General features: G+C 73.2%; 11 protein-coding genes. 3 read left to right on the top strand and 8 right to left on the bottom strand.

Annotated elements, in window-relative coordinates; all coding sequences use genetic code 11:
* Both IE312_RS35895 and IE312_RS35890 read right to left on the bottom strand, forming a co-directional pair.
* A partial coding sequence (locus IE312_RS35895) for a bifunctional FO biosynthesis protein CofGH (RefSeq protein WP_229900852.1) occupies positions 1-2464 on the bottom strand: 2464 nt, incomplete at its 3' end.
* Between the two features lie 24 nt (positions 2465-2488).
* On the bottom strand, positions 2489-3355 hold the full coding sequence (locus tag IE312_RS35890; protein WP_189986518.1) for a TIGR03619 family F420-dependent LLM class oxidoreductase: 867 nt from the start codon (positions 3353-3355) through the stop codon (positions 2489-2491).
* Between the two features lie 172 nt (positions 3356-3527).
* Between IE312_RS35890 and IE312_RS35885 the strand changes: the two genes are divergently transcribed.
* Positions 3528-3923: a nitroreductase/quinone reductase family protein gene (locus IE312_RS35885; protein WP_189986517.1), complete on the top strand. Its 396-nt coding sequence runs from the start codon at positions 3528-3530 to the stop codon at positions 3921-3923.
* A gap of 3 nt (positions 3924-3926) precedes the next feature.
* On the opposite strand, the gene IE312_RS35880 is transcribed toward IE312_RS35885, so the two are convergent.
* From IE312_RS35880 to IE312_RS35855, 6 genes are all read right to left on the bottom strand, one after another.
* Positions 3927-5378, bottom strand: a complete 1452-nt coding sequence (locus IE312_RS35880; protein ID WP_189986516.1) for an aldehyde dehydrogenase family protein — start codon at positions 5376-5378, stop codon at positions 3927-3929.
* Positions 5375-7105 (bottom strand): N-acyl-D-amino-acid deacylase family protein, encoded by a 1731-nt coding sequence (locus tag IE312_RS35875; protein ID WP_189986515.1) that lies wholly within the window; start codon positions 7103-7105, stop codon positions 5375-5377. Before IE312_RS35875 ends, IE312_RS35880 begins: the two co-directional genes overlap by 4 nt.
* A 13-nt stretch (positions 7106-7118) precedes the next feature.
* Entirely contained in the window at positions 7119-8237 is a 1119-nt protein-coding gene (locus IE312_RS35870; protein WP_189986514.1) for an LLM class flavin-dependent oxidoreductase, read from the bottom strand.
* Positions 8238-8351: 114 nt separating this feature from the next.
* Positions 8352-9122 (bottom strand): SDR family NAD(P)-dependent oxidoreductase, encoded by a 771-nt coding sequence (locus IE312_RS35865; RefSeq protein WP_189986513.1) that lies wholly within the window; start codon positions 9120-9122, stop codon positions 8352-8354.
* 9 nt (positions 9123-9131) lie between these two features.
* Positions 9132-10049, bottom strand: coding sequence for a TIGR03619 family F420-dependent LLM class oxidoreductase (locus tag IE312_RS35860; protein ID WP_189986542.1), 918 nt, complete (start codon positions 10047-10049; stop codon positions 9132-9134).
* 5 nt (positions 10050-10054) lie between these two features.
* A complete protein-coding gene (locus IE312_RS35855) occupies positions 10055-11281 on the bottom strand; it encodes an amidohydrolase family protein (protein WP_370467687.1) in 1227 nt (408 codons plus the stop codon).
* A gap of 191 nt (positions 11282-11472) precedes the next feature.
* Here IE312_RS35855 and afsR point away from each other — a divergent pair, with 191 nt between their 5' ends.
* Positions 11473-14436: an SARP-family global regulator AfsR gene (gene afsR / locus IE312_RS35850; protein ID WP_189986511.1), complete on the top strand. Its 2964-nt coding sequence runs from the start codon at positions 11473-11475 to the stop codon at positions 14434-14436.
* A gap of 206 nt (positions 14437-14642) precedes the next feature.
* Complete coding sequence (gene afsS, locus IE312_RS35845; protein ID WP_189986510.1) at positions 14643-14828, top strand: regulatory protein AfsS; 186 nt, start codon at positions 14643-14645, stop codon at positions 14826-14828.
* Positions 14829-14927: the final 99 nt, after the last annotated feature.

Here is a 14927-nt window from a genome sequence, read left to right as displayed (position 1 = left end):
CCGCCACCGCGACCAGGTCGCGGACCGACTTGTACGAGCCGTAGGACGAGCCGGCCATCCGGGAGATCGTCTCCTCCATGAGCGTCCCGCCCAGGTCGTTCGCACCGGAACGCAGCATCTCCGCCGCCCCCTCCGTGCCCAGTTTGACCCAGCTCGTCTGGATGTTGGGGATCCAGGGGTGCAGGAGCAGGCGGGCCATCGCCGTCACCGCCCGGTTGTCCCGCAGGGAGGGTCCCGGGCGGGCGATCCCGGCCAGGTACACCGGCGCGTTGGTGTGGATGAACGGCAGCGTCACGAACTCGGTGAAGCCGCCCGTGTCCCGCTGGATCCGGGCCAGCGTGCGCAGGTGGCCGAGCCAGTGCCGGGGCTGGTCCACATGTCCGTACATCATCGTGGACGAGGAGCGCAGGCCCAGCTCGTGCGCGGTCGTGACCACCTCGATCCAGGTGGCCGCGGGCAGCTTGCCCTTGGTCAGCACCCAGCGCACCTCGTCGTCCAGGATCTCCGCCGCCGTCCCGGGGATGGAGTCCAGACCGGCCTCCTTGGCGGCGGTCAGCCACTCGCGGACGCTCATCCCCGTCCTGCTCGCGCCGTTGACGACCTCCATCGGGGAGAAGGCGTGCACGTGCATGCCCGGGACGCGCTCCTTGACCGCCTTCGCGATCTCGAAGTACGCCGTCCCCGGCAGGTCCGGGTGGATGCCGCCCTGCATGCACACCTCGACCGCGCCGACCTCCCAGGCCTGCTGCGCGCGGTCCGCCACCTGCTCCAGCGAGAGCGTGTACGCGTCGGCGTCCGTGCGGCGCTGCGCGAAGGCGCAGAACCGGCAGCCGGTGTAGCAGACATTGGTGAAGTTGATGTTCCGGGTGACGATGTACGTCACGTCGTCCCCGACCGCCGACCTGCGCACGTCGTCCGCGACCCGGCACAGCGCGTCCAGCGCCGGTCCGTCCGCGTGCAGCAGGGCGAGGGCCTCGCCGTCCGTCAGCCGGGTCGGGTCGTCGGCCGCCGTGCGGAGCGCTCCGCGGACGTCGGCGTCGATGCGCTGCGGGGCCATCCCGGGGGCCGCCGCCTCTCGCAAGGCCTCCCAGTCGCCGTACACCTCGTCGAAGTCGGCGCGCCGGTCGCCCGTGCGCCCCTCGGTGTCGACGGCGGTGTGCAGGTCGGTGCGGCCGGTGGCGGTGAACACCTCCTCCGGCTCCTGCCAGGGCAGGCCCGCCACGACCGCGTCCGCACGGGCGAGGCCCGTCTCCGGGTCGGCCAGGGCGGTCACGTGCGGACGCAGCCGCGGGTCCAGCCACGGCTCCCCGCGGCGCACGAACTCCGGGTACACGCACAGGCGTTCGCGCAGCTCGAAGCCGGCCGCGCGGGAGCGCCCGGCGAGTTCCTCGATCTGCGGCCAGGGGCGCTCGGGGTTGACGTGGTCGATGGTCAGCGGGGAGACCCCGCCCCAGTCGTCGATGCCGGCGCCGATCAGCCGCTCGTACGCGGCGTCGACCAGGTTCGGCGGGGCCTGCAGGCAGGCCGCCGGGCCCATGATGTGCCGGGCGACGGCCACCGTGGCGACCAGGTCGTCCAGTTCGGCGTCCGGCATGCCGCGCATCGCCGTGTCCGGCTTGGCGCGGAAGTTCTGGATGATCAGCTCCTGGATGCCGTGGTAGGCCCGGGAGACCTTGCGGAGCGCGAAGAGCGACTCCGCGCGCTCCTCGTACGTCTCGCCGATGCCGATGAGCAGACCCGAGGTGAACGGCACGGAGGAGCGGCCGGCGTCCTCCAGCACCCGCAGCCGTACCGCCGGCTCCTTGTCCGGGGAGCCGTGGTGCGGGCCGCCCGGCTCGGACCACAGGCGGGTCGCGGTCGTCTCCAGCATCATGCCCATGCTGGGCGCCACGGGCTTCAGCCGCTGGAAGTCGGTCCACGTCAGCACGCCCGGGTTGAGGTGGGGAAGGAGTCCCGTCTCCTCCAGGATGCGGATGGAGATGGCGCGCACGTAGGCGATGGTGTCGTCGTAACCGTGCGCGTCGAGCCACTCGCGCGCCTCCGGCCAGCGGTCCTCCGGCTTGTCGCCGAGGGTGATCAGGGCTTCCTTGCAGCCGAGGGCGGCGCCCTTGCGGGCGATGTCCAGCACCTCGTCGGGAGACATGAACATGCCGTGCCCGGCGCGGCGCAGCTTGCCGGGCACGGTGACGAACGTGCAGTAGTGGCACTTGTCCCGGCACAGCCGGGTGAGGGGGACGAAGACGCTCTTCGAGTACGTGATGACGCCGGGCCTGCCCGCCGCCTCCAGCCCCGCGTCCCGCACCCGGGCGGCGGAGGCGGCGAGGCCGGTGAGGTCCTCACCCCGCGCCTGGAGCAGCACCGCGGCCTCGGCGACGTCGAGGGCGACGCCGTCCCGGGCGCGTTTGAGAGCGCGACGCATGGAGTTTTCGGTCGGGCCGGTTCCGGAGGTCGCCGAAGTCGTCATTCCTTGAGCATACGTTCGCGTTGATCACCCTTGCCCGGTACCGCCCGGCAGCAGGGCGGCATAGTCGTCGAGCGCGCGCAGCACCTCCGTCCCGCCGGCCGGCGGCAGCTGCACCACGACCTCCTCGATGCCCAGTTCGGCGTAGTGGGCGAGCTTGCCTGGGGTGGGCCGGACGGCGTACGGGACCACCTCCAGGGCAGCCGGGTCGCGGCCCGCGTCCGCCCACACCGAGCGCAGCGCGGGCAGCGCCTCGGCGAGTCCGCGCCCGCCGATCGGCAGCCAGCCGTCGGCGAACTCGGCGATGTGCGCGAACAGCCCGGGCCCCGCGGCACCGCCGACGAGCGTGCGCGGACCGACGACCGGGCCGCGCGGCTTCCGCACGGGCTTGGGGTGGGCGAAGCTGGCCCGGACGCTGCCGAACTGCCCCGTGTACCCGGTCGGCTCCGCGCTCCACAGCGCACGCATCAGCGCCATCCGGTCCCGGACCAGGTCCCGCCGGGTGCGCCAGGCCACGCCGTGGTCGGCGGCCTCCTCCACGTTCCAGCCGTAGCCGACGCCGAGGGTGAAGCGGCCGCCGGACAGGTGGTCCAGCGTGGCGATCCGCTTGGCGAGGTCGATGGGGTCGTGCTGGGCGACCAGGGTGATCCCGGTGCCGAGGGCCAGCCGCCGAGTCACTGCGGCGCCCTGGGCGAGGGCGACGAAGGGGTCGAGGGTGCGGCCGTATTCGGGGGGCAGGTCGCCGCCGGCGGGGTAGGGGGTCGTGCGCTCCACCGGGATGTGGGTGTGTTCCGGGAGGTAGAGGCCGTGGAAGCCGCGTTGTTCCAGTTCGCGGGCCAGGTGCGCGGGGGTGATCGTCTCGTCGGTCAGGAAGATCGTGACGGAGATACGCATGGGCCATCGTAATGACCGGGAAGCCGATCCGGGAGGCGCTGCGCCCTCGTTCCAGCGCGATCCGGCCGTGGACGGAGAGGTCGCCGTCGTCGACGGCCCGGCGCGGTGCCACTATGGCCACGAGGTGCACGTCCGGACACCGCCCGTCGAGGAGAGCAGGAGCACCACAGGCATGCCAGACAGCAGCGACCGCAAGCAGCGCATCGTGACCCGCTTCCAGCGCCACCTCGCCAACCCGGTCAACCGGCGTCTGCCTTTCCAGACCCTCCTGGAGACGACCGGCCGCACCTCCGGCCTGCCCCGGACGACCCCGGTGGGCGGACGCCGGCTCGGCGACTCCTTCTGGCTCGTCTCGGAGTTCGGCTACCGGTCGCAGTACGTCCGCAACATCCAGGCCGACCCACGGGTGCGCATCCGCATCGCGGGGCGCTGGCACCGCGGCACCGCCCATCTCCTGCCCGACGACGACCCCGTGGCCCGGCTGCGCGGCCTGCCCCGGTTCAACAGCATGGCGGTGCGGACGTTCGGCACCGGTCTGCTGACGGTGCGCGTCGACCTGGAAGGGTGAGGGTCACCCCGGCCACACGATCGACTGCACCTCGCTGTAGGCGTGCAGGGCGTACACGCCGACGTCCCGGCCGACCCCGCTCGCGCGGAACCCGCCGAACGGGGCCTCCATGTTGCGGCCGACCGTGTTGACGCCGACGCCGCCGGCCCGCAGCCGCCGCGCCACCCGGAAGGCGCGGGCGACGTCGCCGGACCAGACATAGTCGACGAGCCCGTAGTCGGAGTCGTTGGCGAGGGCCACCCCCTCGTCCTCGTCCGTGAACGGGATCACCGTCACCACCGGCCCGAAGATCTCCTCCCGGGCCACCCGCATGTCGTTGGCGGCGCCGGCGAGCAGGGTGGGTGCGACGAAGAAGCCCCGCCCGTGCGGCGGCCGTTCACCGCCCGCCACGACCACGGCGCCCTCCTTCCGGCCGAGTTCGACGTACGCCTCGACGCGTGCCCGGTGCTCGGCGGAGATCACCGGTCCCACCACCGTGTCCGGCTCCCGCGGGTCGCCCACCTTCAACCCGTCCGCGTAGCGCGCGAGTTGATCGACCAGCCGCTCGTACACCCCGCGCTGGGCCAGCACCCGGGTCGGTGCCGTGCAGATCTGCCCGCTGTAGAAGGAGAAGGTGGTGCCGATGCCGGCGACGGCGGAGCCGAGGTCGGCGTCGTCGAAGACGAGCGCGGCCCCCTTGCCGCCCAGCTCCATCAGCTGCCGTTTCATGTCCCGCCCGCACACCTCGGCGATGCGCCGTCCCACGGCCGTGGACCCGGTGAAGCTCACCATGTCGACGTCGCCGGAGGCGACCACGGCCTCGCCCACCGCGACGTCCCGCCCGGAGACGACGTTCACCACGCCCGGCGGCACCCCGGCCGCCGCCAGCGCCTCGGCCATCCGGTACACGGACAGCGGATCCTGCGGCGCGGGCTTGACCACCACGGTGTTGCCCATGGCCAGCGCCGGGGCGATCTTGCCGGCCGGGTTGGCCCACGGGTTGTTGTAGGAGGTGACGCAGGTGACGACGCCGACGGGCTGCCGTACCGCCAGCGCCCCCAGCACGGCGGCCCCGCCCATCGGCCCGGCCTCGTTGACCTGCGGGACGACGGCCCACTCGGCGGGCTCCACCCGCGCGTACCGGCGGAAGCGGGCGGCTGCCACCCCGACCTGCATCGCGCGGGCCGTCGCGGTGGTCGCGCCGGTCTCGGCCCGGGCGAGGTCGGCGTACGGCACCAGCCGCTCCCGGATGATCCGCGCGGCCCGCCCGAGCACCGCCGCCCGCTCCTCGGGCCGGGTCCGCGACCACGCCCCGAACGCCTCCCGGGCCGCCGCACAGGCCGCCCGGGCCTGCTCCGGCGAGGCCTCCGGCGCCCAGCCGACGGTCTCCTCGGTGGCCGGGTCGGTCACCGGGTAGTGCCCGCCGTCCGGTGCCACCCACCGTCCGCCGACGTACAGCGGCTGCCCCTCGCTCACCGGGTGCCCACCGTCCGCGTGTCCCGCCCGGAGCGCAGCACCCTGCCCGGTACGGCCCCGGTCACCACGTCGTCGCGGATCGCCTCCACCCCGTTGACCCACACGGCCCGCACCCCGAGCGCCCGGGAGTCCAGCCGCGGGCTGTCCCCCGGCAGGTCGTGCACCAACCGGGCCGGGCCGGCGTCGATCCGCTCCGGGTCGAACAGCACCAGGTCGGCGTGGCAGCCCTCGGCCACCCGGCCCCGCTCCCGCAGCCCGAACAGCCGCGCCGGGTCGTCGGTCAGCATCCGCACCGCCTGCTCCAGACCGACCAGTCCCCGGCCGCGCAGGCAGTCCCCGAGGAACCGGGTGGTGTACGGCGCCCCGCACATCCGGTCCAGGTGGGCGCCCGCGTCCGAGCCGCCGAGCAGGACGTCCTCGTGCCGCCAGGTCTCGGCGCGCAGCGCCCAGGAGGCCGGGTCGTTGTCGCTCGGCATGGGCCACAGCACGGTCCGCAGCCCGTCCTCGGCGCAGATCTCCACCAGGCAGGCGAACGGGTCCTGCCCGCGCTCGGCGGCGATGTCCCGCACGACCCGCCCGGTCAGGCCCCGGTTGGCCTCGCTGTAGGTGTCCCCGATGACGTACCGCCCGAAGTCGGTGAGCCGCCGGAAGACGCCGGCCTCCTCCGAGCGGGCCCGGCGCAGCAGCTCCCGCCGTACGGCCGGATCCCGCAACCGGGCGGTGCGCTCGGGCACGGGCAGCGCCAGGACCGGTCCCCAGCCCGGGATCAGGTTGAGCGCGCAGAAGGTGCCCAGCGACATGTTCATCGGGGTCAGGATCGGCATGGTGAGCGCGACGACCCGTCCGCCGGCCTTCCGGGCCCGTTCGCTCGCGCTCAGCTGCCGGGGCACGCGGTCCGGCACCGCCGCGTCGATGGTGAGCACGTTCCAGTTCAGCGGCCGCCCGGCCGCCGCGCTCATCTCCACCAGCAGGTCGATCTCGTCGTCGTCGAACCGGTCCAGGCAGCCGGCGACGATGGCCTCGATCTGCGTGCCCTCGTGCTCGCCGACGGCACGGGAGAGGGCCAGCAGTTCCGCCGGCTGTGCGTGCCGGGAGGCGACCGGCCGGCCGTCGCCGTCGGAGTGCGTACCGGACTGGGTGGTGGACAGCCCCCAGGCACCGGCGTCCATCGCCTCGTGCAGCAGGCGGACCATCGCGTCGAGCTGTCCGGCCGTCGGCCGCCCGCCGACCGCCTCCGGTCCCATCACGTACCGCCGCAGCGCGCAGTGGCCCGCCATGAATCCGGCGTTCACGGCGATCCGCCCCTCCAGGGCGTCCAGGTACTCCCCGAAGCCGTGCCAGGTCCAGGGCGCCCCCTGCTCCAGCGCCACCAGGGACATCCCCTCCACCCTGGACATCATCCGCCGGGTGTAGTCGGCGTCCTCGGGGCGGTCCGGGTGCAGCGGGGCCAGGGTGAATCCGCAGTTGCCGGCGACCACGGTGGTCACCCCGTGGTGGAGGGAGGGCGTGGCGTACGGGTCCCAGAAGAGCTGGGCGTCGTAGTGGGTGTGGGGGTCGACGAAGCCGGGGGCGAGGACGAGACCGGCGGCGTCCTCGCAGGTGCGGGCCGGGTCCGTGATCCTGCCGACGGCGGCGATACGGCCGTCGCGGATGCCGACGTCGGCGGTGTACGCGGGTGCGCCGGTGCCGTCCACGACGGTGGCGCCCCTGACGAGGTGGTCCAGCATGCCGGGACCCCCTTCACCCGGCCTGCCGGAACCGGGACGTCCGGTGCACCGGATCCGTGTCGATCTTCGGGACGACGTGCTCGCCGATGAGCCGGATCGTGCGCAGCGTCTCCTCCTTCGGCACCCCCACCGGCAGCCCGAAGCACAGCTGGTCGGCGCCGGCCTGCTCCCACCGGGCGCACTGGTGCAGCACCTCGTCGGGGTCGCCGCAGATCAGCAGCTCCTCCTCGATCAGCAGCTCCACGAACTCCGGTGTGTACGGCGGCAGCGTCTCCGGCCACTGCGGGAACCCCTCGGGGCGCGGGAAGGTGTCGTGGTACCGGAAGACGAGCGAGGGCAGGTAGTGCAGGCCGCCGCGCACGGCGGTCTCGATCGCCTCGGCGTGGGTGGGCGCGCAGACGGCGGTCGTCGTGACCATCACGTTGTCGTTGACGAAGTCCCCCACCGGCTCCGCCTCCACGATCGCCGTCTTGTACTGCTCCAGCACCCACTCCATGTCGGACACCTTCTGGATGCTGAAGCCGAGCACCCCGAGCCCCTTCTTCGCGGCCATGGCGTACGACGGCGGGGACCCGGCCGCGTACCACATCGCGGGGTGGGACCTGCCGTACGGCTTCGGCAGGACCTTGCGCGGCGGCAGCTGCCAGTGCTTGCCCCGGAAGCCGGGGTACTCGTCCTGGAGCCACATCCTGGGGAACTCGGCGATCGTCTCCTCCCAGATCTCCTTGGTGTGGTTCATGTCGGTCACGCCCGGCAGGAATCCGAGGATCTCGTGCGAGCCGGCCCCGCGCCCGCTGCCGAACTCGAAGCGGCCCCCGCTGAGGTGGTCCAGCATGGCGACCTTCTCGGCGACCTTCACCGGATGGTTGACCTGGGGCAGCGGGTTGAAGATCCCGGAGCCGAGGTGGATGCGTTCGGTGGCGTGCGCGAGGTAGCCCAGGAACACGTCGTTGGCGGACAGGTGCGAGTACTCCTCCAGGAAGTGGTGCTCGGAGGCCCAGGCGTACTTGAAGCCGGACTTGTCCGCCTGGATGACGTACTCGGTCTCCTCCATCAGCGCCTTGTGCTCGGCCAGCGGGTCGGTCTCGGCGCGCTTGCCCACGTATCCCTGTACGAAGAGCCCGAATTCCACGGCGGTTCACCGTCCTCAACCGTATCTGACGAGTCGTCAGCTCCTGCCTGTCGGCCGACTGTCGCACCGGCCGCGGTGACCGTCAAGAGCTGACGGTCAGTCAGCTGGTGCCGGTCAGATCACGCTGACGCCCGCCAGCCAGCCGCCGTCGATCACGAACGGCTGCCCGGTGATGTACGAGGACTCGTCCGAGGTGAGGAAGAGGGCGAGCCGCGCCACCTCCTCCGGCCGCCCGACCCGGCCGAGCGGCACCAGCTTGCGGTACAGCTCGTCCAGGGCCCGGCTCATCTCCTCCGGGTCGGCGTCCGGGTCCAGCCGCGCCGGGTTCGACATCGCGGTGTCGATGGCACCCGGGCAGATCGCGTTGACCCGGATCCGCCGGCCCGCCAGCTCCAGCGCGGCCACCCGGGTCAGCCCGAGCACCGCGTGCTTGGTGGCGGCGTACGCGCCCACCGCCGCCATCCCGGCCAGGGCGGTGTACGACGCGGTGTTCACGATCGTGCCGCCGTCGGCCAGCTCCGGCGCCACCGTCTTCATCCCCAGGAAGCAGCCGACCTGGTTGACCTGCACCACCCGCATGAACTCGTCCAGCGGGGTGTCCACCAGGGCGTTGAAGCGCAGGATGCCCGCGTTGTTGACCAGCCCGTCGATCCGCCCGTACGCCTCCCTGACGAACCCGACGGCCTCCCGCCAGCCGTCCTCCGTGCCCACGTCCAGGTGCACGTACAGCGCCCCGATCTCCTCCGCGAGCGCCTCGCCCCGGTCGTCCAGCACATCGGCGACGGCCACCCGCGCACCCTCCGCCCGGAACAGCCGCGCCTCCTGCTCGCCCTGACCGCGCGCCGCCCCGGTGACGAGGACGACCCGCCCGTCCAGCTTGCCCATACCGACTCCTCAGTCCAGCCGGGGCGCGACCTCCGCCCCGAACACGCCGATCTGCTCGATGAGTTCGGCCCGGCTCCGGCTGCGGAACCGCACCTGGACCTGGCCCACGCCCAGCGCGCGGTACTCCCGCAGCGACGCGGCGATCCGCTCCGGCGCCCCGGCGAGCGTGCGCCGCCCGACGTCCCAGGCCGGCCGGCCGACGTACAGCGGCCCGGAGAGGGCGCCGACGGTGTACGGCCCGTCGAGCCCGGCCTCCTCGCGCAGCCGCCGGATCCGGGCGATCCCCTCCGCCAGCCGCTCCCGCGGGTCCCCCTGCGGCAGCCAGCCGTCCCCCTTCAGCGCGGCCCGGCGGACGGCGGCCGGCGAGGAACCGCCGACCCAGAGCGGCACGTGCGGCTGGCTGGGCCGCGGCCGCTGGCCCAGGCCGGCGAAGTCGTAGTGCGTGCCGTGGTGCTCGGGGAACTCGTCGGGCCCCAGGGCGGCACGCAGCGCGTCCATCGTCTCGTCCAGCACGGCCCCGCGCCGCCCGAAGTCCACCCCGAGCGCCTCGAACTCCTCCCGCACGTGCCCGGCCCCCACCCCGAGGAGCAGCCGCCCGCCGGAGAGGTGGTCGAGGGTGGCGTACTGCTTGGCGGTCAGCAGCGGGTGCCGGAGCCCGACGACGGCCACGTGGCTGAGCAGCCGTACCCGCTCGGTGACGGCGGCGAGGTGGGCGAGGGTGGCCACCGGGTCGTACCAGACGGTGCTCATGGCCGCGGCGAGGCGGTGCGGGACGCCGACGTGGTCGCAAGCGGCGACGTACGCGAACCCCGCCGCGTCGGCCGCCCGCGCCACGGCGACCAGGTCCTCCGGTCCGGCCGCGGCCTCCCACGGCTCGGTGTAGAGGGTGCTCTGCGACTGCACGGGCAGCTGGATGCCGTACGCCAGGGCACTCACCCCCGCCACAGCCCGTCCGGGGCGAGCCCCAGCAGCCCGATGGCGTTGCCCCGGACGATCCGCTCGACCACGTCGGCCGGCAGGTGCCCCATCTGGGCCTCGCCGACCTCGCGGGACTTGGGCCAGGTGGAGTCGGAGTGCGGGTAGTCCGTCTCGTACAGGACGTTGCCGACCCCGACGGCGTCCAGGTTCCGCAGCCCGAACGCGTCGTCGAAGAAGCAGCCGAAGACGTGCTCGGCGAACAGTTCGGACGGCGGCCGGCGCACCTTGTCGGCGACCCCGCCCCAGCCGCGGTTCTCCTCCCACACCACGTCCGCGCGCTCCAGGATGTACGGGATCCAGCCGATCTGCCCCTCCGCGTACATGACCTTCAGGTTCGGGAAGCGCTCGAACTTGCCGCTCATCAGCCAGTCGACCATCGAGAAGCAGCAGTTGGCGAAGGTGATCGTGGACCCGACGGCGGGCGGCGCGTCGGCCGAGGTGGACGGCATCCGGCTCGACGAGCCGATGTGCATGGCGATGACGGTGCCGGTCTCGTCGCATGCGGCGAGGAAGGGATCCCAGTCGTCGGTGTGCACGGACGGCAGGCCCAGGTGCGGGGGTATCTCGGAGAAGGCGACGGCCCGGACGCCCCGCGCCGCGTTGCGCCGCACCTCCCGCGCGGCCAGCCCGGCGTCCCACAGGGGTACGAGCGTGAGCGGTACCAGCCGCCCGTGCGCTGCGGGCCCGCACCACTCCTCCACCATCCAGTCGTTGTAGGCGCGCACGCACAGCAGGGCCAGCTCCTTGTCGGCGGCCTCGGTGAAGGTCTGCCCGCAGAAGCGGGGGAAGGTGGGGAAGCAGACGGCGGACTGGACGTGGTTGACGTCCATGTCGGCGAGCCGCGCCGGCACGTCGTACGACCCCGGCCGCATCTGCTCGTAGGTGATCACCTCCAGCCTGACCTCGTCCCTGGCGTACCCCACGGCGGTGTCCAGGCGGGTGAGCGGCCGGTGCAGGTCCTCGTACACCCACCAGTCGCCGAGCGGGCCCTCGTCGGCGCCCGGGGTGCCCATGACGGGCTTGAACCGCCCGCCCAGGAAGGTCATCTCCTTCAGCGGGGCGCGCACGATGCGGGGCCCGGCGTCCCGGTACTTCCTGGGCAGGCGGTCCTGCCACACGCCGGCGGGCTCGACGGTGTGGTCGTCGACGGAGATGATCGGCGGGAACGGTGTGGTCTCCATGTCCTGCACGCTAGCGCCGATCTGACGATTCGTCAGCTATCGCGTGCGCGGCGACCGGCATGCGGAGAGGTTGTGAGGGCTTCGTGCACCCGCGTGCGACCCTCTGTGATCGGCGTCTCGCACGGCTGACGCAACCGCCCTTTACAAGGCAAACTGACGGGGTTGTTCGTGATGCCGAGGGGGGCGAACGCATGGACGGTGGGCCGCGAGTACCCGAGCAGCGGCGTGCCGGGTCCGGGCCCGTCGCGCAGCCCGGCCCGCTGCGCTTCGGCGTGCTCGGTCCGGTCCGCGCCTGGCGCGGCGAGGAGGCACTCCCCACGGGCTCCCCCCAGCAGCGCGCCCTGCTGGCCGCACTGCTGCTGCGGGAGGGCCGTACGGCCACGGCGGCCGAACTGATCGACGCGCTGTGGGCGTCCGAACCGCCGCCCCAGGCCCTGGCCGCGGTGCGCACCTACGCCTCCCGGCTCCGCAAGGTCCTCGATCCCGGCGTCCTGGTCAGCGAGTCCGGCGGCTACGCCGTCCGCGGCCTGGGCGAGGGCGTCCTGGACCTCGCCGTCGCCCAGGACCTCGCCGCCGAGGCGGAAAAGGCACGCGGCACCGGTGACCTCGGCCGGGCCCGGTCCCTGCTCAACCAGGCCCTGTCCCTGTGGGACGGCGAGCCCCTGGCCGGCGTCCCCGGCCCCTACGCCGAGGCCCAGCGGGCCCGCCTGGAGGAATGGCGGCTCGGCCTGCTGGAGACCCGCCTCGACCTCGACCTCGAGCAGGGCGGCCACGCGGAGGCGGTCTCCGAACTGACCGCCCTCACGGCGGCGCACCCCCTGCGCGAACGCCTCCGCGAACTCCTGATGCTGGCCCTGTACCGCAGCGGCCGCCAGGCGGAGGCCCTCGCGGTGTACGCCGACACGCGCCGCCTCCTCGCCGAGGAACTGGGCGTCGACCCGCGCGCCGGCCTGAGCGAACTCCAGCAGCGCATCCTCCAGGCCGACCCGGCCCTGGCGGAGCCCTCGTCCCCGGCGGCGGAGCCGACGCCGACCCCGGTCCGCCCGGCCCAGCTCCCGGCCTCCGTGCCCGACTTCACCGGCCGCTCCTCCTTCGTGTCGGACCTGACCGAGGTGCTGTCCTCGGCGTCCGAGGCGGAAGGGCGGGTGATGGCCGTCTCGGCCCTGGCCGGCATCGGCGGCGTGGGCAAGACCACCCTGGCCGTGCACGTGGCCCACCGGGCGCGGGGCGCGTTCCCGGACGGCCAGCTGTACGTCGACCTCCAGGGCGCCGGCCCCCGCCCCGCGGAACCCGAAACCGTCCTCGGCTCCTTCCTGCGCGCCCTGGGCACGCCCGACACGGCCATCCCCGACTCCCTGGAGGAACGCTCGGCCCTCTACCGCTCCGTCCTCGACGGCCGCCGGGTCCTGGTCCTGCTCGACAACGCCAAGGACGCGGCCCAGGTACGGCCGCTGCTCCCCGGCACCGAGGGCTGCGCCGCCCTGGTCACCTCCCGTGTCCGCATGCTCGACCTGGCCGGCGCCCACCTGGTCGACCTCGACGTCATGTCCCCGGACGAGGCCCTGGCCCTATTCACGAGGATCGTCGGCGAGGAACGGGTCGCCGCGGAACGCGAGGCCGCCCTGGACGTGGTCGCGGCCTGCGGCTTCCTCCCCCTGGCCATCCGCATCGCGGCCTCCCGCCTCGCGGCCCGCCGCACCTGGACGGTCTCCGTCCTGGCCGCCAAGCTCGCGGACGAACGCCGGCGCCTGGACGAACTCCAGGCCGGCGACCTCGCGGTCAAGGCCACCTTCGAACTCGGCTACGGCCAGCTGGAACCCGCCCAGGCCCGCGCCTTCCGCCTCCTGGGCCTGGCCGACGGCCCGGACATCTCCCTGGCCGCCGCGGCAGCGGTCCTGGACCTGCCCCCGGAGGACACGGAGGACCTGCTGGAGTCCCTGGTCGACACGTCCCTGCTCGAATCGGCGGCCCCCGGCCGCTACCGCTTCCACGACCTGGTCCGCCTGTACGCCCGGGCTTGCGCGGAACGCGACGAGTGGCCGCCCGGCGAACGGGAGGCGGCCATGTCGCGGTTGCTGGACTTCTACCTGGCCACGACCGCCAGCGTGTATGCGCTGGAGCGGCCCGGGGACCGGCTGGTGGACGACCTGGAGCCCACGGAGTACCCGGGACTGCGGTTCGCGGAAGCGACACAGGCCCTCGACTGGCTGTACACCGAGGCCGCGCCGCTGCTCGCCTGCGTACGGCAGTCCGCAGGAACCGGGCGATTGCGAAGGGGAGTCGACCTCCTCTGGGCAGCCAAGGACCTGACCGAGTCCGGTGCGAACTGCCACCAGTACGAGACGACGACCCGGGCGATGTGCGAGGCGACCCGGGCGATGGGGGACGCCCGGGCCGAGGGAAGGGCGAGGACCGTCCTGACCGACGTGCTGCTGGTCTCCGGGCGTATCCAGCAGGCAGAGGTGGAAGCCCGGACGGCGATGCGCCTGGTGGAGAGCGTGGGCGACTCGCTCGCCGCGAGCTGGGTGGCCAACAACCAGGGACTGATCTGCCTTCATCAACGACGATTCGCCGATGGCCGGGCCTACTTCGTCCAGGCCATAGAAGGCTTCAGAGTCGCCGGCAACCGACCCGGCGAGGCCTCCGCCCTGTCCAACCTCTCCCGGGCCCAACTGGGCGCGGGGAACACCGCTGAAGCGGTCGAGATCGCCATGCGCGGACTGGCGGCGTACCTCAGTCTCGGCCGCACCATGCGCCTGGCCAACGGGCACTTCGCCGTGGGCGTAGCGCTGTCCCAGGCCGGCCGGCACGGTGAGGCGCTTGCCCAGTTCTCCGAGGCACGGGCCATCTTCACCGGACACCGGCAGCGGTTGTGGGAGGGGACCACGAACTACCGCATCGCCGAGGTGCACCTGGCCACCGACAACGCCACCCAGGCGGCCCAGCACGCCGAACAGGCGCTGGCGCTGGGCTGCATCGGCGGTGACCGGATGCGGGGAAATGTCCTGACCCTCCTCGGTCGAGCACTCTCCCGGCTGGGTCAGGCAGATCGTGCGAAGGTCTGCTGGCGGGAGGCGCTCAACCTCTACGAGCAGAACAACGCGGCGGAAGCCGAGGACGTACGCGCCCTGCTGTCATCGGCCGCGCCGGCGTGACCCCGCTCCCCCAGGCCGTGCGAGCGCGTTCAGCATTCGTTTATCCGCGCACGGCACCCTCGTACCAGTCAGACCATCGCGTCGGGGGGCAGATGGTCCGCTGGGGCCCCACCGGTTAGTGTGCGGCTCCGAACGCCCGTCCGGCGGCCCTCGGGGGAGTTACCGGACGGGCGTTCCTGACTCGTCACCACAGTGAAGGAAGCATGATGAGCGACACGAAGAAGAGCGCGGACGCCAAGCCGCTGGACAACCACATGCCCAGTGAGCCGGCCTCCGAGGAGACGGTCACCACGCTCGACAACCACATGCCGGCCGAGCCGGCGGCGGATGCCATCACGACCATGGACAACCACATGCCGGCTCCGCCCGCCCTGGACCTCGGCAACAAGTAAGCCACCACCCCGACGGGGGTCGGCCGCGGCGGCGCGGAGGGGGAGCCGTCGCGGCCGGGGTGTGTTCGGGGCGGACAAGGGGCCGGGCGAGAGCTCGGT

The organism is Streptomyces capoamus (assembly GCF_014654935.1).
Lineage (GTDB): Bacteria > Actinomycetota > Actinomycetes > Streptomycetales > Streptomycetaceae > Streptomyces > Streptomyces capoamus.
This window is presented reverse-complemented; position numbering and strand designations above follow the sequence as displayed.